General features: G+C 41.5%; 18 protein-coding genes. 5 read left to right on the top strand and 13 right to left on the bottom strand.

Annotated features, from left to right (window positions below):
- Window positions 1-12 precede the first annotated feature (12 nt).
- Window positions 13-1,056, bottom strand: a complete 1,044-nt coding sequence (locus B2089_RS02145) for an alpha/beta hydrolase (RefSeq protein WP_296322213.1) — start codon at window positions 1,054-1,056, stop codon at window positions 13-15.
- A gap of 208 nt (window positions 1,057-1,264) precedes the next feature.
- On the opposite strand from B2089_RS02145, the gene B2089_RS02140 reads away from it, so the two are divergent.
- Window positions 1,265-2,878: an ATP-binding cassette domain-containing protein gene (locus tag B2089_RS02140; protein WP_296322210.1), complete on the top strand. Its 1,614-nt coding sequence runs from the start codon at window positions 1,265-1,267 to the stop codon at window positions 2,876-2,878.
- 78 nt (window positions 2,879-2,956) lie between these two features.
- Here the strand turns inward: B2089_RS02140 and B2089_RS02135 are convergent, their stop codons facing one another.
- Window positions 2,957-5,143, bottom strand: a complete 2,187-nt coding sequence (locus B2089_RS02135) for a methyl-accepting chemotaxis protein (RefSeq protein WP_296322208.1) — start codon at window positions 5,141-5,143, stop codon at window positions 2,957-2,959.
- A gap of 151 nt (window positions 5,144-5,294) precedes the next feature.
- On the opposite strand from B2089_RS02135, the gene B2089_RS02130 reads away from it, so the two are divergent.
- On the top strand, window positions 5,295-5,720 hold the full coding sequence (locus tag B2089_RS02130; RefSeq protein ID WP_296322205.1) for a hypothetical protein: 426 nt from the start codon (window positions 5,295-5,297) through the stop codon (window positions 5,718-5,720).
- 77 nt (window positions 5,721-5,797) lie between these two features.
- On the opposite strand, the gene B2089_RS02125 is transcribed toward B2089_RS02130, so the two are convergent.
- The 3 genes from B2089_RS02125 to B2089_RS02115 are packed head-to-tail and all read right to left on the bottom strand — an operon-like array spanning window position 5,798 to window position 9,112.
- Window positions 5,798-6,004: a SlyX family protein gene (locus tag B2089_RS02125; protein WP_296322202.1), complete on the bottom strand. Its 207-nt coding sequence runs from the start codon at window positions 6,002-6,004 to the stop codon at window positions 5,798-5,800.
- Window positions 6,005-8,029, bottom strand: coding sequence for a hypothetical protein (locus tag B2089_RS02120; protein WP_296322199.1), 2,025 nt, complete (start codon window positions 8,027-8,029; stop codon window positions 6,005-6,007).
- A gap of 12 nt (window positions 8,030-8,041) precedes the next feature.
- Complete coding sequence (locus tag B2089_RS02115) at window positions 8,042-9,112, bottom strand: DUF2804 domain-containing protein (RefSeq protein ID WP_296322196.1); 1,071 nt, start codon at window positions 9,110-9,112, stop codon at window positions 8,042-8,044.
- Window positions 9,113-9,236: 124 nt separating this feature from the next.
- On the opposite strand from B2089_RS02115, the gene B2089_RS02110 reads away from it, so the two are divergent.
- Together B2089_RS02110 and B2089_RS02105 are read left to right on the top strand one after the other, a co-directional pair.
- The gene (locus tag B2089_RS02110; protein ID WP_296322193.1) at window positions 9,237-10,832 is read left to right on the top strand and encodes an MBL fold metallo-hydrolase RNA specificity domain-containing protein; all 1,596 of its coding nucleotides are present in this window, start codon (window positions 9,237-9,239) and stop codon (window positions 10,830-10,832) included.
- Window positions 10,833-10,849: 17 nt separating this feature from the next.
- The gene (locus B2089_RS02105; protein ID WP_296322190.1) at window positions 10,850-11,815 is read left to right on the top strand and encodes an alpha/beta hydrolase; all 966 of its coding nucleotides are present in this window, start codon (window positions 10,850-10,852) and stop codon (window positions 11,813-11,815) included.
- Here the strand turns inward: B2089_RS02105 and B2089_RS02100 are convergent.
- The 5 genes from B2089_RS02100 to B2089_RS02080 form a co-directional block, all read right to left on the bottom strand.
- The gene (locus B2089_RS02100) at window positions 11,790-13,322 is read right to left on the bottom strand and encodes a mannitol dehydrogenase family protein (RefSeq protein WP_296322188.1); all 1,533 of its coding nucleotides are present in this window, start codon (window positions 13,320-13,322) and stop codon (window positions 11,790-11,792) included. The two genes, B2089_RS02105 and B2089_RS02100, sit on opposite strands and share 26 nt — an antisense overlap.
- An 80-nt stretch (window positions 13,323-13,402) precedes the next feature.
- Complete coding sequence (locus tag B2089_RS02095; protein WP_296322185.1) at window positions 13,403-14,419, bottom strand: TRAP transporter substrate-binding protein; 1,017 nt, start codon at window positions 14,417-14,419, stop codon at window positions 13,403-13,405.
- A gap of 79 nt (window positions 14,420-14,498) precedes the next feature.
- On the bottom strand, window positions 14,499-15,821 hold the full coding sequence (locus B2089_RS02090; protein ID WP_296322182.1) for a hemolysin family protein: 1,323 nt from the start codon (window positions 15,819-15,821) through the stop codon (window positions 14,499-14,501).
- Window positions 15,818-17,155: a hemolysin family protein gene (locus B2089_RS02085; RefSeq protein WP_296322180.1), complete on the bottom strand. Its 1,338-nt coding sequence runs from the start codon at window positions 17,153-17,155 to the stop codon at window positions 15,818-15,820. The genes B2089_RS02090 and B2089_RS02085 overlap by 4 nt, the downstream gene beginning before the upstream one ends.
- 8 nt (window positions 17,156-17,163) lie before the next feature.
- Window positions 17,164-18,138, bottom strand: a complete 975-nt coding sequence (locus B2089_RS02080; RefSeq protein WP_296322177.1) for a thioredoxin family protein — start codon at window positions 18,136-18,138, stop codon at window positions 17,164-17,166.
- A gap of 118 nt (window positions 18,139-18,256) precedes the next feature.
- On the opposite strand from B2089_RS02080, the gene B2089_RS02075 reads away from it, so the two are divergent.
- Window positions 18,257-18,496, top strand: a complete 240-nt coding sequence (locus B2089_RS02075; RefSeq protein WP_296322174.1) for a GlsB/YeaQ/YmgE family stress response membrane protein — start codon at window positions 18,257-18,259, stop codon at window positions 18,494-18,496.
- A gap of 235 nt (window positions 18,497-18,731) precedes the next feature.
- Here the strand turns inward: B2089_RS02075 and B2089_RS02070 are convergent, their stop codons facing one another.
- The 3 genes from B2089_RS02070 to B2089_RS02060 form a co-directional block, all read right to left on the bottom strand.
- On the bottom strand, window positions 18,732-19,310 hold the full coding sequence (locus B2089_RS02070) for a PBECR4 domain-containing protein (protein WP_296322172.1): 579 nt from the start codon (window positions 19,308-19,310) through the stop codon (window positions 18,732-18,734).
- Between the two features lie 295 nt (window positions 19,311-19,605).
- Window positions 19,606-19,851 (bottom strand): hypothetical protein, encoded by a 246-nt coding sequence (locus B2089_RS02065; protein WP_296322162.1) that lies wholly within the window; start codon window positions 19,849-19,851, stop codon window positions 19,606-19,608.
- A 250-nt stretch (window positions 19,852-20,101) separates the two neighbouring features.
- Window positions 20,102-21,304, bottom strand: a 1,203-nt coding sequence (locus B2089_RS02060; RefSeq protein ID WP_296685665.1) for a leucine-rich repeat domain-containing protein, incomplete at its 5' end; no start/stop codon positions are given.

Raw genomic sequence — 21,304 nt, 5'->3', positions numbered from 1 at the left:
TCCTAGTTTATTTTATTGAATTATACCGATTTCTTTAAGCCATGGAAGCAATTTTTCGTTGTTCCAGTGACTTTCCTTCATTATATACGAATTTTCTTTCATGCCGAAGCCGTGGCCGCCTTTTGGGTAGCTTACGAAAATATGCGGAATATTTTTTTCGGTGAGGGCAGCTTCCAGTCGCAGGGAATTTTCGTAAATTACCACCGGGTCGTCTTCGCAGGCCAGTAGAAAGACTGGCGGCATATCGTCTGGAACATTCATTTCCATTGAGAATTCGTCTTTGAGGCTTTGTGAGTAGGCGTGTCCCCAGAAATTTAGCGGACTCCAGCCCTTTGTTGCATTCGGTGCGCTCCACTGATGCCCCAGCAAGCTTCTTCGGCTCCATTTGTGAGCTATGTCGTCCTGCATAGTGACGACCGGGTAAATCGGCATCACAAAGTCAGGGCGCAGACTTTCCTCAGTTTCGATTCCAAGTTTTGTAAGTTCGTTGTGACTTGTGGCGAATTCGCCCGCCATCGTGACCAAGTGACCGCCGGCACTGTAGCCGATTGCCCCGATTTTACTCTTGTCGATATTGAATTCTTCGGCATGTTCGCGGATATAGACGATAGCCATCTGAATGTCTTCAAGCTGGTCGGGGTAGTGGTGGCAGTTGTAGGCCACACGGTAGCGCAAAACAAAAGCCGCGATTCCGTGAGAAGAAAACCAGCGGGCAGAGGCAAAGCCTTCGTGGCTCATTCCCAAGTGATGATAGCTTCCACCCGGACAGATGATAACGGCTGCTGTAGGAGCTATCGAATCAGAAAGACCGTGATGATTAATGCGGTCGAGTTCGGCATTACGGTCATTGCTGTCGTCCCCCTCTGTCATTACCGGGCTTGCCCCGCTAATCTTCGCCGGGCAATAGTACAAAATCGTGTCCCTTTTTTGCGTTTCCATTTTGGGAACGCCGTCCCAGAGATAAATCTTTTTCTCGTAGTCTTTTGCTGAAAGAAAATTATTTATAGAAGAAAAGAGAAAAATCGTGAGAAAGAAAGATTTCGAGGAAAATTTCATGAAAGACATCATATCAAAAAGAAGAGAAAATGTCATAAAAAGCCGATGCGCCAGAGATAGTAGCCGCGGCTTTAGCCGTTCCGTAGCGAAGCGAAGGAATGAAGCGATAGCGGAACGGCGGATAGCTCAGCCCGAAGGGGGCGCCCTAATTCCTAATTTCTCATTCCTAATTCCTCATTCATAACTTTTTTGCTATAATTTCCTCATTATGAAAGAAAATTCACTCATTTACATAAACAACTGCCGCGTGCAGGATTTGCATGGAACGAATATCGCTTCGCTGGACTGGAAGATGAACGCGGGCGAGGCTTGGCTTGTAATCGGGCCGAACGGTGGCGGAAAGGCTGATTTTTTGCGAGCCCTGGCCGGAGAAAAGCAGATTTTGCCAAATGATTCCACGGGCAGCTATTCCTCAAAATTCTCGGATTCTGTGGAAATCGTTTCTTTGGAGCGGGCAGCCAGCCTGATTCAACAAGAGCGGGATTTGGACGAAAGCGAGTACATGAACAAGATTGACGAGGGGCGAACCGGCCGGCGGTTTATCTGCGAGGTTTTGGGCGGACCTGACGCAAAGCACCGCAATCTTCCCTTGCCGGCCATTGCCCAGCGCCTTGAGACTCTGCCTGAAGTCAAGCTCTGCGGCGTTGAGAAAATCCTTGACCGGGGGCTTAAATTCATGTCCACTGGCGAAATCAGGCGGACTTTGCTTTGCCGAGCCCTTCTTTCAGGGAAAAAACTTCTTATTTTAAGCGATCCTTTTGCAGGCCTTGATGCTCAGAGCCGTTCGATTCTCCTTGAATTCTTTAAGACAATCGTGGGAAAGCAGAAAAATTCTCCTTCAAAAGACCCGCGCACAACGATAATCCTGGGAATGGAGCGATACCACGAGATTCCCGACACTATTACAAATGTCCTTGAATTCGCGGAGGGAAAAGTCTCTTTCTGCGGCACAAAATCGGATTACGAAAAATTGATTTCTGAGCGGGAGGAAGAAAAGGCGAAATCCCGCGAGGCTGAAAAAAACGAATTTGTCAGCGAATTGAAGGCGATTCAAAAAGACACGGAGATTTTGCAGAATGACGGCGGAAAAGACTCTGCTACTCAGGCGGATGAATCTCTGGTTAAAATGAACAAGGTTAATGTGGGCTGGGATGACCACCGCGTTCTGGTTGATTTTACCTGGGAAGTGAAGCGGGGCCAGCACTGGCTTATCCGAGGCCCCAACGGAAGCGGAAAAACCACTCTCCTTGAGCTGATTACCGGCGACAATCATCAGGTTTTCTGCAACGATGTCTGGCTTTTTGGCCGCAAACGGGGCACCGGCGAGACAATCTGGGACATTAAAAAGAATCTCGGTATCGTAAGCTACCGCTGGCATGTGGAATACCGCATGGTTGGCGGCACGGACTTGGAGAGCGTGATTATCTCAGGATTCAAGGATTCAATCGGTTTGTATGAGCAGAAAACTGATGTTGAGATTGCGGCGGCCCGACTCTGGCTCAAACTTGGCGGATTTGAAGGCCGGGAGCATGAAAGCTTCGGCAATTTGAGCTACGGCGAGCAGAGGGCGATTTTGATTCTGCGGGCGGCGGTAAAAGCCCCAAAAATCCTGATTCTGGACGAGCCCTGCCACGGCCTCGACGAGAGCTACAGGCAGAAAATCCTGGACTTAATCGAAACCGTGGCCGAGACCGGAACCACGACGCTGTTGCATGTGACCCACGACCCCAGCGAAGCCCTCCCCTGCGAAAAGCATATTTTGGAGTTAGAACCCGGAAAATCTCCCATGTATGAGATAATTGCTCGCACGGAGGCGAGCTAAAGACGGTTGACCGCGAGAATTCCGTCAGGAATTCTCGTCACGACATGGATGTCGAAGAATGTATCAAGTGATTGCTCGCTAAACCTTAAACAAATCGATTTGGCTTCCGATTTGCCGGATTGACTCTTCCATTGTGTTTGAAATATCCGAAAGGGTCGAGCCATTCTTTACGATTTGATTAGCACCATCGAACATTCGTTCAATGCTCTCTTTGATTGTGGCAGTAGCCTCCTGTAAAACCTTAACTTCTTCAAGAATTGTTTGGTTTCCGGCTGACATTTCCTGAGATGAAGTACGAACTTCAACGGTCGAGTCGTTCATCATCTTGAGAGCGTCAGTGATTTGGTGGCTTCCTGTTTCACTTTCTTCCATTGCACCGCTAATCTGTCGAACAAGTTGATCTGTTTCCTGAATGTTTGCACTGACTGCATTGAAAGCAGATTTTGCTTCTTCAGAAGATGCAACGACTGTCGTAATAGACTCTTGAATCTTTTTAAGTTCTGCACCGATAACCTTTGACTGTTTGGCCGATGTTTCTGAAAGATTGCGGATTTCGTCTGCAACGACGCTAAATCCTGCTCCAGCCTCGCCTGCATGAGCCGCTTCTATTGCCGCATTCATGGCGAGAATGTTCGTTTCGCTTGCGATTTTGCTTATAGTTCTGTTTGCTTGGAACAAGGTTTGGCTTTGCTCTTCAATAGTCGCAAGCTGCTCATTCAGAATATTTTGTTTTTCGATTCCGCTGCGCGCATATTGTTCAAGCTGGCTGAATGCTTGAGCCATTTTTTCAGTGCTTTTTGAGACCGAAACGATGTTACCAATCATTTGTTCTACCGCTGCGCTTGCCTGATTAACGCCGTTAGACTGACTTTCGATAAGCAGGTTTAGATTTTCTATGTTTTTTGCAATCTGTGTGACCGAACTGACTGTTTGTTCTACACTGGCACTCTGACTGTCAATTTGTGATGAAACATTTGTCATGTCAGCAGAAATTTGGTCGATAGAAATCCCTGTTGCCTTTGTCGTGAGTTGCAAATTATTATCTACGGATTGGAGGGCGTTCTTTGAGCTTTTAACTTGTGTGATAATTTGACGCAAATTCTCTATGAATGTGTTGAACCCCTGAACTACACCGCCAATTTCGTCTTTTGATTTGATTTCGATTCGTTTTGTTAAGTCTGCATCGCCTTTTGCAATCTCTTTGATGGAATGATTGAGCATAAGAAGCGGACGAAGCATGAATTTCATGTAAATTGCGATGAATATTATGAGAAGAATAGCAATAATAAAGCTAAAGGCCGCAATGTTATATCCGCTTTTTCGTGCAGATGCAAGCACTTCTCGTTCTGGAAGAGAAAGACCAAGAGACCAGTTTGTATCATAAATCGGATAAAAGAAAACATAGTCAATGTGGCCGGAATTTTTGTTAATGATTTTTGCGATATCATTGTTTCCCATGACCATTGAATAAGCAAGATCTTTGAATCCGATAAGACCCGTTGCCTCATCATCCATACTAGAAATGTTTTTCATTATTTCTGATTCGTCTGGATAAGCAATTGTTGCTCCGTTTCCGTCGAGAACAAATGCGAAGCCTTGCTCGCCAACATTGATTTTTAATATTTCTGTCTGAATATTACTGATTGAAAGTGCTCCCATAAAGAGACCGAAAAGTTTTCCGTTTTTATCGACCGCAGGAAGCGCGACATAAAAGACATCACTGTTTGTTTCTGAGGAATGTTCAGGATTCGTTATGCTGCTTCCGTGTCCTTTTTCGATGATATCGTTGAAATACTCGGTTTGCTTTACATTGAAAGCAGTGTCGTTTGATGTATAGAGCATTCCGTCAAGGCCGCATACACCGACATATTCAAAATCGTTACCGATAAGAGTCGGGTTATCTATGATGTATTTGTGTACGCTTTGAACATCGCCTTCAAGGAAAATTTCGTTTTTTGTGAAAACACGAAGATCTTTGAAATAACCGTTGAGCCAGTAAGTGAGAGCAGTTGAGCTTCTTTCAGAAAGTGTGCTGAATAAGTTAGAATATGATTTTATGCTGTCACGACTGGTTGTAAAATTCAGAATGACTACTAAAAGAGAGAAAAACAAGATAAGAAGAATAAAGACCGCAACTTCAAATTTGAAAGCAAGGGATTCGGAGAATTTTCTTTTTTGGAATTTAATTTTCTCTTTTTTTACCTTTGGAGGTTTAGGAGGCTTTACCTTTGGTGGTTTTGCGATTTTTTCTTTTTTTGCTTTCATAACAATATCCCTATATATATCGCTTTACTCTCTTCGTATATTATCAGATGAATTCTCTAAAAAGTCAAAATTCTAAACAAAAGAATTTATTTCTTGTTTTAGAAAAATGCGTTATAATTAGATTACCATTTGAAAATAGGAGGATTTAGAAATGGCAAAAAAATCTGGTATGCTTAGTTTGTATCTTATCGGTTTGGCACTTGTTGTTATTGGATGTTTTCTCCCCCTTACGGCAAGTAAATTTTTTGGCGGTGGCTCTAGCGCCTTTAATGCAATCGTTGATGGAAGCGGCGATTTAAAAATCGGCTCAATCCTTGCTCTTGGCGGAGCTATCGCAGGTATTGTATTTTGCTTTGTCTCTCTCAAAGTAAAATTACCGGTCAAACTCATTGCGCTCATTGTTTCAATTATCGGCGGACTTTATGTACTTCTCAACTACCTTAATCTTGCTCCATGGGCAAAAGGCCTTGTAAAAATGGCTCACAAGGCAGTCGGAAATCATATCGGCATTGGTCTCATCGTAATTATCCTCGGATGGGTCATCGCATTGGTGGGCTGGTCGCAGTCTCGCGACTAATTTTACCTTAAATAATGAACAAAGGGGCTGGCCGAAAATGACACTTTTTGAACTTATTGGTCATCCCCTTTTTGTTTCTAGTAATGTGGTGGCTTCCTGTTCGGAATTTCCAAATTTTCTGACAAATCTTGAATCCTTCCTGAAAGAATTCTGTTTTCTTCTCTCAGAATTTGAATTTCTTTTTGGCTCTCAACGACTTCTTCTTGCAACTTGTTGATAAAATCGTCCATATAAGCGATTTTTGTCTCAAGCGCAAGAAATTTTTCTTCGACTTCTTTTTCCATTTATTTTCCCGCGGCGGCTTTTTGTTTTTCGATAGTTTGCTTTACTCTGTCGGCAAAAAGCTTGTTCTGATCGTTTCTTGTGGGAACGCTGAAAGCTGGCGCGCCGTCTTCCTGATTTATTCGGTAAATTTTGCTTGGATCAGTTGAATAAGCCGGACTTGTAGGATTGTTTACCCACCAGTCGAGTACGGAAACAATCATCAAGGAGTATTTTATGAGATTTGCATTTGTTGCGGCGGAATTCGTTGCCTTTTTTGCACCGAGAAGGACATCCATTCGTTTCGATACGACATTCGGAATATCAAATTTATATTTTTCCCAGGGATTTTGGATACCCATGACATTGCCCTGACCTTTTGCCATATCTATGTTGCGTGAAAGTGTGGTGAAGAATCTTAGCAAAAAGCCGACTCGGATACACATTGGACGGTACTGACTATCGTTCTTTGGTTTTTCGAGAAGAAGTTGCTCAAATTCAAAATAGGGAAGAAAATTGTATTTTGTCTGCCAGAGCATAGAAGTAATCATTTTTTTACCGAAAAGAGTTGATTTGTAATCGCCTTGAGAATATTCATTGTTTACGAAATCATTGATTTGATCAGCATATTGTCGTTCAAAAAGAACTTCGCGGTAGACCGACCATTCACTCAAAACCGTAGAGAGTTTTTCTGTGTTTTGAGAGACATCCTCTTCGTTTTCTTCTGTGAAGACCACATTTCGAAGACCTTGGAAGATATCCTCTGTGATACGCAAGAGCGTAACCGTAATCTGGAGCGGATTTTCCGGGGCAAGAAGATTGTAGCCGTCTCGGAACTGGTAGAGCGGCTGGAAATAGGGGAACATATCCGGCATTTTTTCGAGGTGGTTGAATCCAGCCTCTGGGAACAAATTGTCGAGCAGTTTGATTCCTGCCTCAACGATGTCGGATTTTTTGTTTTCTTCTTCTTTCTTTTTCTTTTGTTCCTCTTCTTCGACTTTCTTTTCTTCGGCAGATTTTTCTTCTGTTTTGGTTTCAGCTGGCTTATCGCCTTTTTTATTTGGAAGGAGAAGATCGAATTTAGTCAGCTCAAGGAAGGAGAGAATGTTTGAAGTCTGTACAAGAAAAAAATCTTGAAAGTAGTCAAATTTAGTCGTAGACATGCGCATTAAAAGTGGGTACAAACCTTTTATAACCTGACTGTACAAGTAGAACCATTCAGTAATACCAGTTTTTGACAGAATCTGGGCTTTTTTTGTGTCAAATTTAGGATATTTTGCCAAATCGTTGTAAATCTCTTTAAAGAAATTTGAAATTCTTGTTTCGCCAAGATAGTAGATTTTTATTAAATCCTGGTACATCGCCTTTACAAAGGGAATCATCATGGCGACTGTAACTTCTTCTGCATCCTGCAAGTCAAAGAGATGTTTCTTTATATCTTTCATCGTCCAGGAACCGACCGTTTTGAGGAATCGGAATTTATCTTCACTGGAAGAGAGGATTTTCGACTTGTAAGTGTCTGGGGAAATCTGGATTATAGATTTTACAGTTGTGATAAATTCCTGAAAATGCTCAGTGTGTTTTTGAAGATTGTATTCGATAAAGGCTTTTCGTACAGTTTCATTGCCATTTTTTTTGAATCTACGGACAAAATTAAAAATTCCGTAATTTGGTTTAATTTTGTAATCTTCGCTCATCATGATTCTGTCCATGAGAGCGCGTTCCTTTGCTGTGAGTTCAGGAAGTGAGCCGATTCTTGTAGGCTTTTCTTTTGTGGCGAATCCGACTTTTCCTCCGGCAGGAATGCTTGCCGAAGATTTTGCCGTTTGAGACGAAACGCTTGAGGCAGACCGTCCGACAACGCGTTTTGAGTATTCTCGTGCTTTCGGAAGAGCAGAGTAGTCTATGGGAGCGGATTTTTCTGTGAAAACTTCGCCACCGAGTTTTTGCATCATTCGTTTGGCTTCGGCTTCATCAATCGGACCGATGTTTCTTCGTGTGTTGTCGAGTGTTCCTGGTTCCCATTTTGCTTCTGGTTTATCTGCCATAGTTTTCCTCTGTTATAATCGTAAAAGCTGATTTTTTGCGATTCCTTCAAAATTATGAAGAATGATGTCCTCTCCGTTTTTTGTTTTTATTACCCCTTCGAAGGTTCCGAAAATAGTATGCAACTGACTTTTCATGACAAAAAATGTGACATCCCGATGATTTTCGGATGTCGGAGTGAATGTCAGGTCAACCATATTCTCAAAATCTTGAATCACCCATTTTTTTGAGAGCCCGAATGGATGCGTGATTGTAACGGGGGGCAAAGGGGTACATTCTCCGTCAATGCAGAGAATATTCCCGTTTATATTGTCGGAATCTACGGCGTTTTCTTGCGTGGTAAACATCTGAAAAGTGAATTTTTTTCCGTTAATTTCTCCAGAAGCAACTATGAATTCAGAAATTGAGTGAAAGTTGTAATAGGCACGGTTAATGCTAAGCACGGCTGAGCCATTTAAGTCTTCCTGACTGACTTCCTCGGAAAGTTTTGTTTTTTCCATAGTGATTGTGCCGTGGATTTGAGGGGCGGCCATGTATGTCGCCGAGCACCGCCTTTTTGACGGGAAAGGAACAACACTTGCTGTTTCACAAAAAGACGAATCTGAATAATGGGCTACAAAAGCTGCCTGCGCTGAAGGTCTTGAAGAATCGCCTTTGAGATTGAAAATCATGGAAAGCCTGTCCCTCTGATGATCCCAACTTACGCGAATATAGCGTTTTTTGTTGAAACTCGCACAGAATCCTATTTTCATGTTGTGGGGGATAAAACGGCGGCGAGGACCCATGAAGGAGCGGTAAGCGAATTTGCGCCCAGACTCTTTGTTCCAAAAGACTACATCTGCAAAGCCAAAAACCTTGTGGTCAAAAAAATCTACAGTTCCTATGTATGATCCTATGTTAAAGAAGAACATGAGTGAACTTTGAATGCGAAAATTTGTAATGACCTTTGGAAGCGGGAATCCTGCAAAGGGAGTGCGAACGCCACGAATGTCGAGCTGCGGTAAAAGCCCCCCGAAAGTACCGAATTCGATCTTACCGTTGTGAACAATCTTCTCCGGTGGCGTTTTTATTTCTCGTGTATACAAAATATCCTCGAAAACAATTTTTTTAATCTTCTAATTGTAAAAGCAAAAAGAATAAAAGTCTAGGGAGAAAAAATTCCTTGTGAAATTCGAATTTATGGGGGAAAATGAAAGAAAGGAGGCACCTATGTCTGTTCATGTTTATTCGCTTGGTGCGGCTCAGGAAGTCACTGGCTCAAAGCATATTATCGAAATCAATGGTCGCTCTTATATGATTGATTGTGGCGCATTTCAAGGAAAGCGCGCCGAGTCAGACGAAAAAAACCGAAATTTTGAGATTCCGGTGGATAAAATTGATTCTGTTATTCTCACCCATGCCCATTATGACCATGTTGGTCTTTTGCCTTTGCTCGTAAAAAAAGGCTACAACGGTAACATTTATGCCACTCCCGCAACCCGCGATTTGACTGACCTGGTAATGATGGACAGCGCCCGTATTCAGGCAAGAGATGCCGAGTATTTGCGAAAACAGGCTCAAAAAAAGGGCGAGAAATTCAACTGGACGCCCATGTTTACCGAAAAAGACTGTCTCAAGGCCGCCAATCAGATAATCACTCTTTCTTACAACCGTAAAATGTACATTTCTCCGGAAGTGGAGCTTGAATTCTTTGACGCCGGGCATATTTTGGGCTCAGCCTTTGCATATATCACGATAAAAGGCCAGCGCGATGCAAACGGAAAGCCAATCAAAGAAAGCGACAGTAACGCCCTTAGAATCTGGAATAAGCTTTTCGGCTGGAAAAAGGACGACAAGCGGGCCACATCTGACCGTCGCAAGGCAACTCCAGAAGAACAGGCTGAGTACAAAGGGCCTGAACGGCGAAGCGGCCATGACCGGCGCGAGGGCAAGGATGAAATCCGTATTCTCTACACCGGTGACTTGGGCCGAAAGCAAAAGCCCATTATCCGCGACCCGGCTACGAATGTACCGCCGCCAGATTATATCTTCATTGAAAGCACTTACGGTAACCGTAAGCACGAGAACACAGTTGTCGCTATGGACGAACTTCGTAAAATCGTGCGTCGTGCTATCGAAAAAAAAGGCAAAGTCATTATTCCGTCTTTTGCCATTGAGCGTACTCAGGAAATCGTTTATTACCTGCACATGCTGGTAGACAAAAAAAAGATTCCGTCTGTTCCGATTTATGTTGATTCACCTATGGCAATTAACGCCACTTCGATTTTTCAGGTTCATCAGGAGTGCTATTCCGATGATATCCACGAGGCATTCTTACAGCATCACAAAAATCCATTCGGATTCGGCTCTCTTTCATTCGTCAACAGTTTGGAAGAGTCAAAAAATCTCAATAAAAAAGAAGGCCCAATGATTATCATCTCTGCGGACGGCATGTGTGAAAGCGGTCGAATCGTTCACCACATCGCCAACAATATCTCTGATCCGCGGAACACGATTCTTATCGTCGGCTACATGGCAGAAAACACGCTGGGACGGCGAATCCGTGACGGTGCAAAAGTTGTAAAAATCATGGGAGATGAGTATGATGTTAAGGCGAATGTTGAGTGTATCAATGCCTTTTCTGCCCATGCCGATTACGAGGAATGTACGAAATGGCTCAAAACAATCGACACAAGCCGCCTCAAAAAGATTTTTATGGTTCACGGTGAAAAGGATGCTCAGGAATTCTTCAAAAAACATCTTGAAGAGCATGGCTTCCCGGAAGTCCAAATCGTAAAATACGGCGAATCTTACGAAATCGAATAGAAAAACTGGAAAAGATTATGACTTCAAAAACAAAGACTCTTCTCAAACAAATTTCACTTCCTGTCGGAATTTTTGCTGGAATTACCGTGCTTGCCTTTGTTGGAGTTTATTTTGGACTGTTCAAGCCAAATTGTATGCGGAGTGAGGGGCATCCGAGTTCAGTTGACGAAAAACATTTTGTAACAGAAGAGAATTTGCAGAAAAACAAAGCTGACACCGAATGGTTCTATTCTCAGAATCCTGAGGAAATTTCAATAGAGTCTTTTGACGGGCTTCAACTTACCGCTTATAATCTTCCTGTCGAAAATGCGAAGGGAACATGGCTTTTGATTCATGGTCATCAGTCAGCTCCGCTTCGAGAATACGCCACGCTTGCGAAATTTTTTCATGAACTTGGTTATAATGTCGTACTTCCTTATCAGCGTGCACATGGTAAAAGTGAAGGAACTTACATTACTTTTGGCATAAAAGAACGCTATGATGTCCGTGACTGGCTGTTTAAAGTGAACGAAATTTATGGAGACACGCTCCCCCTTTATCTTGAGGGAATTTCGATGGGATGTGCCACGGTTTTGATGACACTAAGTTTTGATTTGCCCACTAACTTGCAATCCGTTGTTGCTGATTGCGGTTATACATCTCCTTACGAAATTATGTGGAAAGTAGTGAGAAAAGATAAAAATTTCCCGCTTCCGAGATTACTTTTGGGAATCGGGAATATTATGGCAAATTTGCTTGCTGATTTTGACTTTGATGAATATGATACATTCAAAGGTTTGCGGTACAACAAGATACCAGTGCTTTTTATTCACGGAACAGGAGATTCGTATGTTCCTGTTGAAATGGGAATCGCGAATTATCAGTATTGCACGAGCGACAAATTCTTATATTTAGTGGAAAATGCTCCGCACGCGATTTCTTATTTAGTTGACGAAGACGGATATTATAAAAATCTGATTACTTTCTGCAAGCTTGAGCAATAGCTTCCCGAACTTTTCCCTTTCCGCTTATCATGATTTCAAAATATGATTTTACCTTTTCGGCAATAGGGGATTCGCTCACATTGAAACCAAATATTTTTTCATTTGAGAGCAGGGTTTCTAGTTTTGGCTCAAATTCTTCTTTTGGGGAACCAAATTTTATTCCTTCAAGAATCATACAAACTTCCCCTAAGAATGGGTCGCTTGAGAGTTCAAAAGATTTGCCTTCATCGTCAATGGCGAGAAGATACCTGCACCAAAGGGCGAGAACGAGAGGCACGATTTCGAGGGATTTTACATCGAGTTCTGGATTTGCAAGATAGGCTTTTACGGTTTCACCGAAGCGAATTGAAAGTTTTTGAGATGTGTCCGTCGCGATTCTTTGAGGAGTGTCCGGCATAAAGGGGTTTGTGAAACGCTTTGTAAGGACTTCATCAAGAAATTTTTTAGGATTAATGATTTTTGGGTCTACTACGACAGGTAAACCTTCTTTATAGCCCAGAATTTCAATCATTTTTCGTAAGTCATTATCTTTCATCTCATCGTAAATAAGCTTATAACCTAGAAGACAGCCTGAAATAGCAAGAGCTGTATGCAGGGGATTTAAGCAAGTACAGCCTTTCATTTTTTCAACTTTATTGACAGTTTCTCTGTCTGTGAAGTAAACACCGGCCTTTTCCAAAGGAGGGCGACCGTTGGGAAATTGATCTTCAATTACGAGGTATTGAACTTCTTCAGAATTAACGAAGGTTGAGCAGTAAGTTCCTTTTCGGGTTATAATCAGAGCAGCATCTTCGTAACCGTCTTTTTTTAATAGTCCTGCGATTTTTTCATTTGGTCTGGGTGTGATTTTATCAATCATCGTCCATGGGAAGGCAACTTTGCTGCTATCCGTTAGATAGTCTATGAATTCTTTTGGAATCAGTTTTTTGATTTGCCAGGTTTGAGCGATTTTAAGAACTGCTTTTTGTAGTTTTTCTCCATTGTGGGGACAGTTATCAAAAGAGACTAGCGCAATCGGTAATTTTCCAGCGTTGAACCGTTCTAAAAGCAGGATGACAAGTCGGCCCAAGAATGTATGCGCCTTCATCGGAAGATTTTTGAGGTCGTCTCTAATTGAGTCGAGCAAAGTTCCGTCGGTGTTGTAAATCGCATAGCCTTTTTCTGTAATTGTAAAGGAAACCATTTTAAGAGAAGGATTCCGAAAGGCTTTGACGAGGATTGCCCAATCTTCAGGGAATTCATTCGAGCATTTTTCTGCCTGCATGACCGAACCGATAATTTCTTTAGAGATTGAGCCGTCTGCCTTCAGCGTAACTCCAACCGTGAGATTATCATGTGGCCGAAAGAGTTTGTCGATAAGTTCAAAATCATAGCAGTCCCCACAGACAAGTCCCGTATCCATTTCACCTTTATTTAAAAGATTTTGGCAGAGGGCGGCAGGGTAAACCCTGAAAAGGTTTCCCATACCGAAATGAAGCCATTCAGGTCTTTTTTTTGTGTTTTCCAAAATGGCTTCATGATCGAAATTAAAAAAAGAGTACCCTGTCCAAAGAGACTTGTCACTTAGTGAAGATAGATTTAGTTTCATTATTTTCTCTGAATGGATTCTATGACATCCTCATATCCCGCGCCAAATTCTGCATAAAGAGGAGACATCGCTTCTTTGAATTTTTCTCTTTCACCTGGGGCAAGTTCTGTGATAACAGTTCCTGTTTTTTGAATCTTTGCCTTGGCAGCATTTTCTTTCTCAGTCCATAAAGTTCGTTCAAATTTTGCTGATTCAAGGGCACATTCTTTAATGATTTTTTGATCTTCCGGGGAAAGTTTATTCCAAGTGATTTTTGAAATCATCTGCATTTCTGGAACGCGTGCATGTTCATCAATAACGCAATATTTTGCAATTTCATAATGTGAAGCAGTGTCGTATGCGGGCCAACTGTTTTCTGCGCCATCGATGATGCCTGAGCGAAGGCCTGTGTAGACTTCGTCAAAAGCTATGGGAACAGGATTTGCGTTTAAATTTCTGACCATTTCCATCATAAGTCTGGATTCCTGAACTCCGATTTTCAGGCCTTTTAAATCATCAAATTTTGTAATGGGGCGTTTGCCGTTGTAGAAATTTCTGACTCCAGAGTCAAACCATGACAGACCAATGATTCCAGCTCTTTCTACACCTTTTAAGAATTTTTCACCGATGTCGCTTTCAAGAACTCGCCACATTTGCTTTGAATCTTTGTATAGATAGGGCAACTGGAGAATATTCAGGGATTTATCAAATTCAGAAAGTGGAGACAAAGATACGCGGGTAAAATCAATTGTTCCAAGCTGGATGTATTCAATAACGGTCTTTTCGGTGCCTAACTGAGCTCCGTAATAAATATCGATGTGAATACGCCCTTTTGTTTTTTGCTCAACAAGTTCTGCGAATTTGTAGGCGGCTTGAGTAGTTGGATAGTCTCTCGATTGATTTTCTGCATATCGGAGAACCAATTGCTTCGGCGCTTCTGATGAAACTGAAGAATCTTTTTTTTCTTGTTTGCAGCTAGTGAAAATTAATCCAACAGCCAGAAGTGCACAAGTCGAGGTAATGAGTATTTTTTTCATAAAGGCCTCCCCAAAATGTAGAAATTTATCTGATATACTAGTATTTTAGTTTCATAAAAATATTTTGTCAAATTATTTTTCATTTTCTTCCCAGCACTGGCGCACGGGGCAGGGTTATTCTCACGCTCTGAATGCGCCGCTGACTCTGCTCTTCAATTCTGTAAATCACTCCGTCTTTCTTTAAAATAGCGCCGATTTCCGGCAACTCACCGAACTGCTCCAAAAGCCAGCCGCCGATAGTATTGTAATTCTCGCTTTCCAAGTCCAAATCCAGCAATTCGTTGGCATCATTGATTTTAATGTCGCCTGGAACGAGATATTCTACTATTGAAACCGGGTGAATCCGCATTTCTGGGGGAAGTTCGTTGTGGATTGAGTTGATGCTTCGTCCGAAGACTGCCCGCAAAATGTCGTCCATCGTGACGATTCCCGAATTTGATCCGTTTTCGTCCACCGCGATGGCAAAACTCTGTTTTTCGCTCTTGAATTTCTGCAAAAGCTCGGTGGCGTAAAGCGTTTCTGGCACGAAAAGAGTTGGCTTCATGTATCGCCGGGCAAATGATTTTTTTGAAGTTGATTTTGAGCTTGTGCTTTTGGGCGCGTTTAAAAGTACGCTCTTATAAAACAACATTCCCTCAACTTTTGAAAAATCCTCGTCGCAAACGGGAAGACGGGAATAGCCTGAGAGGGCAAAAATCTTTACGATTTCGTCATATTCTGCATCAATCGGAATGAACTGAACTAAACTTCGGTGGCGCATGATGTCTTTTATGTGCAGGTCAGTGAAGTCGAAAATCTTGTAGAGCATTTTCTTTTCGCTGGATTCAAGGGTTCCTTCTTTTGCACCAATTTCAATCAGGGATTTGAGCTCTTCTTCGGTAATCAGTTCTTTGGAATTCTTAAAGAAATTCTGCAAGACTGAGGTGATTCCGTCGGTGATTTTTGAGAAAAACCACACGATAGGAAATAGTAATTTTTCGAGGAAGATAAGGGGACTTGCACTAAGGGAGGCGAATTTTACGGGATAGACCGCTGCCACTGTTTTCGGAACGATTTCGCCGAAAATAATCAAAACGAAAGCCATGACGAAAGTGGCGATAGAAGCACCCTTGTCGCCCAGCAGAGAAATTGCCAGCGTTGCCGCCAAGCCAGAGACCAGAGAAGTGACGAAGTTGATTCCAATCAGAATGAGGGAAAGAAGTCGGTTCGTGTCTTTTTTGAGGAAAGTGATTTTCTTTGCCGGGGAATTTTTTTTGCCAGAAGAATCGTTTTTCTGCAAGTGGCGGAGCATGAGCCGGGTAATCGAAAGATAAGCCGTTTCGCTGCCGGCAAAAAAAGCGACCACAAGCACGAGGAAAATTACGGCACAGGCAGGAATTATTATCTGTGAGAGGAGATTCATTCTTCACCTCCCGAAGATTCCGAAAGATGAACGCCGTTTTCTTCATCATCTTTTTCCAAAGCCTGCTCCACATGGACTTTTGCGATTCTGTGTCCTTCGAGCTTTTCTACCGTGAAGACAAAATTATTTTCTTCGATGCTTTCCCCAATCATGGGGATTTTCTCAAGTTTTTCGCAGATATATCCCGCAATGGTCTCGTTCATTTTGGATTCAAGCTTGATTTTAAGAGTGTCTTCCAAATCAATCAGGCGGGTAGAACCGTCAATCGAGAGCGAAATGAATTCCTCAAATTCACTCTTTTCTTTATGCTCTTCTTCGACTTCGTGGTAAATGTCATCGGCAATGGCTCCGAAGATTTCCTGCTCAATGTCTTCGATTGTAAGGATTCCGTCCGTGCCAGAATATTCATCGATTACGATTGCAAAACTCTGGTGGTTTTCGTGCAAAAGTTCCTGAATCGAGGACATTTTTGTACTTCCGGGGATAAAAAGCGGAGGCCGCATAACCTTGCGCACTGAGAAATCTTCCCGCACTTCGGTAAAAAAGAGCATGTCTTTTACATAAAGCACGCCGATTATGTTGTCTATGTCGTCGTTTTCGTAGACCGGGAATTTTGAGATTCTCGTTCGCTCGGAAAGTTGGACTACATCGCGGTAAGACATATCCGGGTTGATGCAGACAACTTTGAGGCGGGGAATCATTATATCAGTGGCATTCAGGTCAGTAAATTTAAAAACGCGGCTCATCATGTTTTTTTCGCCTGCTTCAAGGACACCTTCTTCGCCGCCCACATCAATCAGCGTCTTGATTTCATCTTCAGTGAAAGACACGGCTTTCTTTTTCGTGCTGATTCCAAAAAGACGGAGAATTCCCCGTGAAAGGAATGTAAAGAAAATTACGAGAGGCCGCAGCAGATAAAAGAAGAATTTTACGAATCCGCTCAGGGCAAAGGCGCATGTTTCCGGATGTGTCGTGGTGACGCTTTTGGGAGTAATTTCGCCAAAGATGAGCAAGAGGACTGTGGCGATAAAAGTTGCGATTGGTAAGCCCGCCGCCCCGAATAATTTTAAGAAAATTGAAGTGAGAATGACAGAAAGGGCGACATTTACGATTTCGTTGCCCACAAGGAGCATATTGAGCAATTCTTCTTTTTTTTCGAGAAGTTTGCCCGCCCGTGTTGCCCGCTTGTCGCCCTTTTCGCGCAAAAAATGCACCCGCAGCTTGTTCAAACCCAAAAAGGCACTCTCACTCGCCGAAAAGAGGGAGGAAAGCGTGATACAAAGAGCCGCGAGTAGGAAAAGAATAATCAGTTTACTGGATGGATAGTCGTCCATTGTTGTCCTTAGTTCTGGGCTGGTTTTTCTGCCGGCCCCATCTCCTGTTCTGGAATATCGCCTTCACCGTCAATCATCATCTGAACTTGAGTAATTGCACCCTTTATTGTTTGTGCTTCTTCTGTATCAGGGGCAGCATCATAGGATTTTTGAAGATAATCACGAATTTTCTCGTAATCGTTACTTTGACTCTGAATAAGTACGAAGGCCGCAGTATAGAATGCCACCTGTCTCTCAAAATCTTTAAGCATTTTGTTTTTCGCAAGCGTTTCGAATTCGGCGCAAGCTTTTTCAATTTCATTGCTAAGGAAGAAGTCTTGTGCTTTTGCGTAAGAAAGTGCGAAAAGATGTTTTGCACATTCTCCTGTCTCATTTTTTTTATCTAGAGAAAGGTAGAGTTTGTTGAGCGGTGTAAGATGGTAGACCAAATCTGTGCTCGTAGAATCAAAAATTTCGTTAATTGCGGCAAGTCGTTCTTGATTAGAACCACTTTTTGTTTTTTCGAGCAGTTCATCAAATTTTGCGACAGATTCGTCTGTCTCAGTAAATGTGATATGAACATGATCTAAATCAGCATTTGCATCAAAGGCAAGTTGTGTGATGGGATATCCTTCTTTTGAAAGAATGTAAAAACAAGGAAAAGATTCTACATTATAGAGTTCAGAAAGCTTAATATCCTCGGTGATGGAATCTTGATCTTCGGTGTAGCGGCTATTTGAAAAATCTAGATTTACAAGTACGAATTTTTCGGTATACTCTTTGACGAATTCTTCGGTTGTGAGAACATTTGTTTTTAACTGTGCGCTCACAGTGTCAAAATCGTCACCACTAAAGAAAAGGAAGATTTTTTTATTTTCAGCCTGAGCCGCCTTTTTCGCATCATCAAAATTTGAAAGCCATGTAGATGAATCGATTTTTTTCCCGCATGAGATAAACGAAAGTGTGAGTAAAACTGAAGCTGCAAGTGTAAGTAATTTTTTCATAATTATTTCCTTAAATAATCTATTTCTTTTTGGAAGTATAGCAAATTTTTTTTGATTGATATATAGGAAAACGAGAGTTAAAATATTTATTGATTATTTACAAGTTCAGGAGGCAAAAATGCTTGTTACAATCCTTATGGGTCTCATCATTGGTCTGCTTGGCGGATTCTTTATGAATGTCAGCTTCGGTGGAAGCACATTGGTAGGTTTTGCGGTCTGCGTTTTGGTCGGTATCGTCGGTTCCGTAATCGGCGGATTTTTGGGCTCAGCCCTCAAAATCAAGAACACTGTCCTGCAATTTGTCCTTGACATCGTGGGCGCTTGTATTCTGATTGCAATCCTAAAGGCCGTGATGTAAGGCCTGAAACGAAATGTCCTAGCGAATAGCCGGGGCATTTTTTTATTTGATGAAACAAAGCACCTCGCCGCAAGCAAAATTACTCACGGCGAGGTTTTTAAGGGGCTTGCGGTTCAGGCACAGCCTTCACCGAGGCTCGACTAAAAACTTGCCTCGCAAGCGTTTTTGCCCCTAACGGGTCGCTCCCTACCTTAGGAGATGGGGGTGTGACGCATCCTTAACGCTTTTGCTAAATCTATCTTCTATCATACAGAATAATTTCGTTTCCGTTTTTCTTGTTGATTTTCTTTTTATACAAAAGTGTCCATGGCGTTTGTCCTATGCTGTAATCAGTTTTTTCTTGTGGAAAAAATGAGCGACAAAAATACTTTTCGTTTTTAGTTTTGGACAAAAATGTAAACACATTTTTCGACAGTATTTCATTTTTCAAAAGATACTCGAATTTTATCAGTGAAAAATTATTCATTGCTTCGTTGTATTTGAAGATTGTTTTATTGTCATCAAAGATTTCTTCTAGATATGGCAGAAAATCTACTCTTCCTTTGATTTTCGTATAATGATGTGATTTTTCAATATGTGTAGCGGAGATTTTTCTTTTCTTCAAATCGTTAAAGACTTTTTCCCGGTCGTGGTTAAGTTCAGGTCGGTCAATAAGATGTTGAAATCCCAAAAGGTGATGTAAATCAATTTTCCGGAATTCAATTTGTAAAGTTACATTCTGACTTTTCCTTCCGAGAATAATCACATATTCGATATCCAGTAGTTTTGAAAAAGCATCGACACAATCGTATATTGAACTCACCCAAATCTCCATAAAAAAAGCCCTGCCGACGAATCAGCAGAGCCTGTCGCTCATAAAGAGCAAAGCATTTTCTTTCAGTCGTTCAAGACGACCTGAGACCAGCTCTTGGTAAATGCTCAAACCTTTATAAAGCTCCCCAAAGAACTGCTTTCCTGGTCACAGAACTTTGGATTATCACTTGAAAGGCACCCAAGTTGCCTACGCTTATAATATCGCATTAAACTGGCAGAAAATCAAGATTTGAATTGTTTTTTCCCAAAAATTTTAAACAAAAAAATAATTCTATCCTGTCAAACATGAGACTTCTTTATTGCTTCTCCAAATATCCTTTTTTCACAGCGGCCTCAAATGCTTCACGAGAAATAGTTTCTTCCCTCTGCGTGACTTCACCTGTTTTTTCGTCTTTGTCTGTGACAAGAACCGTGTAGGTATCGCCATTGTCACGAAGAACAGTGAGGGAATTATTCTTGTCTTCATCAGATGATTTTCTGGCAAAGTCCAGAACGAGTTTGTCGGTGATTTTTTTGTTCGGATCTGGGATTCTGTAATCCATGCTCAAATTGCGCCTCCTTGTTTTACTGCAAGCAATGCCCGCCTGTCGGGGAATTTTTGCATTGCAAGCCAAGTTTAGTAATCAACCTTCCATTCTGCGGTCTTGCTTCGTCACCACAATAGACACAGCAAACACAATCTGTCACACCAATATGTTTGCCACTTGGATTTCCGTTGCATCGTTCACCAAGCGAAGAGAATAATTTTTGATTTACGCTTTTTAAGTTATCACCACAGAATCTACAAATCATTTATTTTTCCTCGTATTTCATTCCATTTTCTTTTGCCCATTTTGCAGCATAAGAATCTCGTTTTACAATCAAAATAAGATTATCACAATTAAAAGCATCGACATCGATTTCTTTAACACTTGCAGGAATTCCGATTTTTCTTAAATTCTTGCAGCCGTAAAATGCACGATATCCAATCTTTTCTAGATTTTTAGGAAGCTTTATTGATTTCAAGGATTCACAATTATAAAAAGCCCCCATTTCTATTTCTTCTATGGACTTCGAAAGCACAACGGATTTTAATGATTTACATTCAGCAAACAGATGGTGCGAGATTTTCTTCAATCTTGGCGGAAGCACAATCGATTCTAAATTTTCACAAAAAGCAAATGCTTCCCCTGCAATACTTGTGACATTCTCAGGAATCTTTATCTGTTTTAAGGATAAAGAGAAAAATGATTGAAATGGAATTGATTTAAGAGTTTTTGGCAAAACAATCTTTTCCAGGTTTTCACATAATTTGAAAGCTCCTGGCGGTAAAGTTATGCGGCCATCCTGTAAATAAATTTCTGTCGGTGTACCATAATTCGATTTGAATAAGCTGCTGAACGACAATTTTGCCGGAATTGACACCTTTTTCGGAAACTTCAATATACAAATCTTTTTTGTGGTTTCTGGAATATGGGCTATTTGATTTTTCTTTCCGCAAAAAGCTATACACCTATTCCTCTTCTTATCATAGAGAAAATCATTTCGTATTTCATATCGAGAAATTTCTTTATCAAGTATTACTTTTGTATAATTTGGAATTGCAAAGTCACCAATATGCTTTATTGTTTTTGGAATACTGATTCTTTTAATTTTTGCACCACCAAAAGCATCTAACCCTATAACTTCACATCCTTCCTTAATTGTAACTTTGTTAATTTTTGCTCCGACTGAACATTTTGGAATAATCTTTAATGTAGAAGGAAATATAAGATGAGAAATAACAGTATGAGTAAAAGCCTGGAATCCTAACCGTTTTAGCCCAGGAGCCTGAAATTCTTTTAATTTAAGGCTGTTAAAAGCGAATCGACCAATAAATATTACGGATTTTGGAATCTTTATTGATTTTATGTCAGCATTTTCAAATGCCCAACCTTCCTTTCCGTCTATGTATTTTATTCCATCTGGTATAACCACATTTTTATCTGTACCCATATATGAAAGAAATGTTTTTGT

Source organism: Treponema sp. UBA3813 (assembly GCA_002368605.1).
GTDB lineage: Bacteria > Spirochaetota > Spirochaetia > Treponematales > Treponemataceae > Treponema_D.
The sequence above is the reverse complement of the archived record's forward strand: the minus strand, read 5'-3'. Positions and strand labels throughout refer to the sequence as shown.

Bases quoted from the DNA above. Each gene is read 5' to 3' on its own strand.
- B2089_RS02145 (WP_296322213.1), bottom strand. From the start codon at position 1,056: ATGAAATTTTCCTCGAAATCTTTCTTTCTCACGATTTTTCTCTTTTCT.
- B2089_RS02140 (WP_296322210.1), top strand. From the start codon at position 1,265: ATGAAAGAAAATTCACTCATTTACATAAACAACTGCCGCGTGCAGGAT.
- B2089_RS02135 (WP_296322208.1), bottom strand. From the start codon at position 5,143: ATGAAAGCAAAAAAAGAAAAAATCGCAAAACCACCAAAGGTAAAGCCT.
- B2089_RS02130 (WP_296322205.1), top strand. From the start codon at position 5,295: ATGGCAAAAAAATCTGGTATGCTTAGTTTGTATCTTATCGGTTTGGCA.
- B2089_RS02125 (WP_296322202.1), bottom strand. From the start codon at position 6,004: ATGGAAAAAGAAGTCGAAGAAAAATTTCTTGCGCTTGAGACAAAAATC.
- B2089_RS02120 (WP_296322199.1), bottom strand. From the start codon at position 8,029: ATGGCAGATAAACCAGAAGCAAAATGGGAACCAGGAACACTCGACAAC.
- B2089_RS02110 (WP_296322193.1), top strand. From the start codon at position 9,237: ATGTCTGTTCATGTTTATTCGCTTGGTGCGGCTCAGGAAGTCACTGGC.
- B2089_RS02105 (WP_296322190.1), top strand. From the start codon at position 10,850: ATGACTTCAAAAACAAAGACTCTTCTCAAACAAATTTCACTTCCTGTC.
- B2089_RS02095 (WP_296322185.1), bottom strand. From the start codon at position 14,419: ATGAAAAAAATACTCATTACCTCGACTTGTGCACTTCTGGCTGTTGGA.
- B2089_RS02090 (WP_296322182.1), bottom strand. From the start codon at position 15,821: ATGAATCTCCTCTCACAGATAATAATTCCTGCCTGTGCCGTAATTTTC.
- B2089_RS02085 (WP_296322180.1), bottom strand. From the start codon at position 17,155: ATGGACGACTATCCATCCAGTAAACTGATTATTCTTTTCCTACTCGCG.
- B2089_RS02080 (WP_296322177.1), bottom strand. From the start codon at position 18,138: ATGAAAAAATTACTTACACTTGCAGCTTCAGTTTTACTCACACTTTCG.
- B2089_RS02075 (WP_296322174.1), top strand. From the start codon at position 18,257: ATGCTTGTTACAATCCTTATGGGTCTCATCATTGGTCTGCTTGGCGGA.
- B2089_RS02070 (WP_296322172.1), bottom strand. From the start codon at position 19,310: ATGGAGATTTGGGTGAGTTCAATATACGATTGTGTCGATGCTTTTTCA.
- B2089_RS02065 (WP_296322162.1), bottom strand. From the start codon at position 19,851: ATGGATTACAGAATCCCAGATCCGAACAAAAAAATCACCGACAAACTC.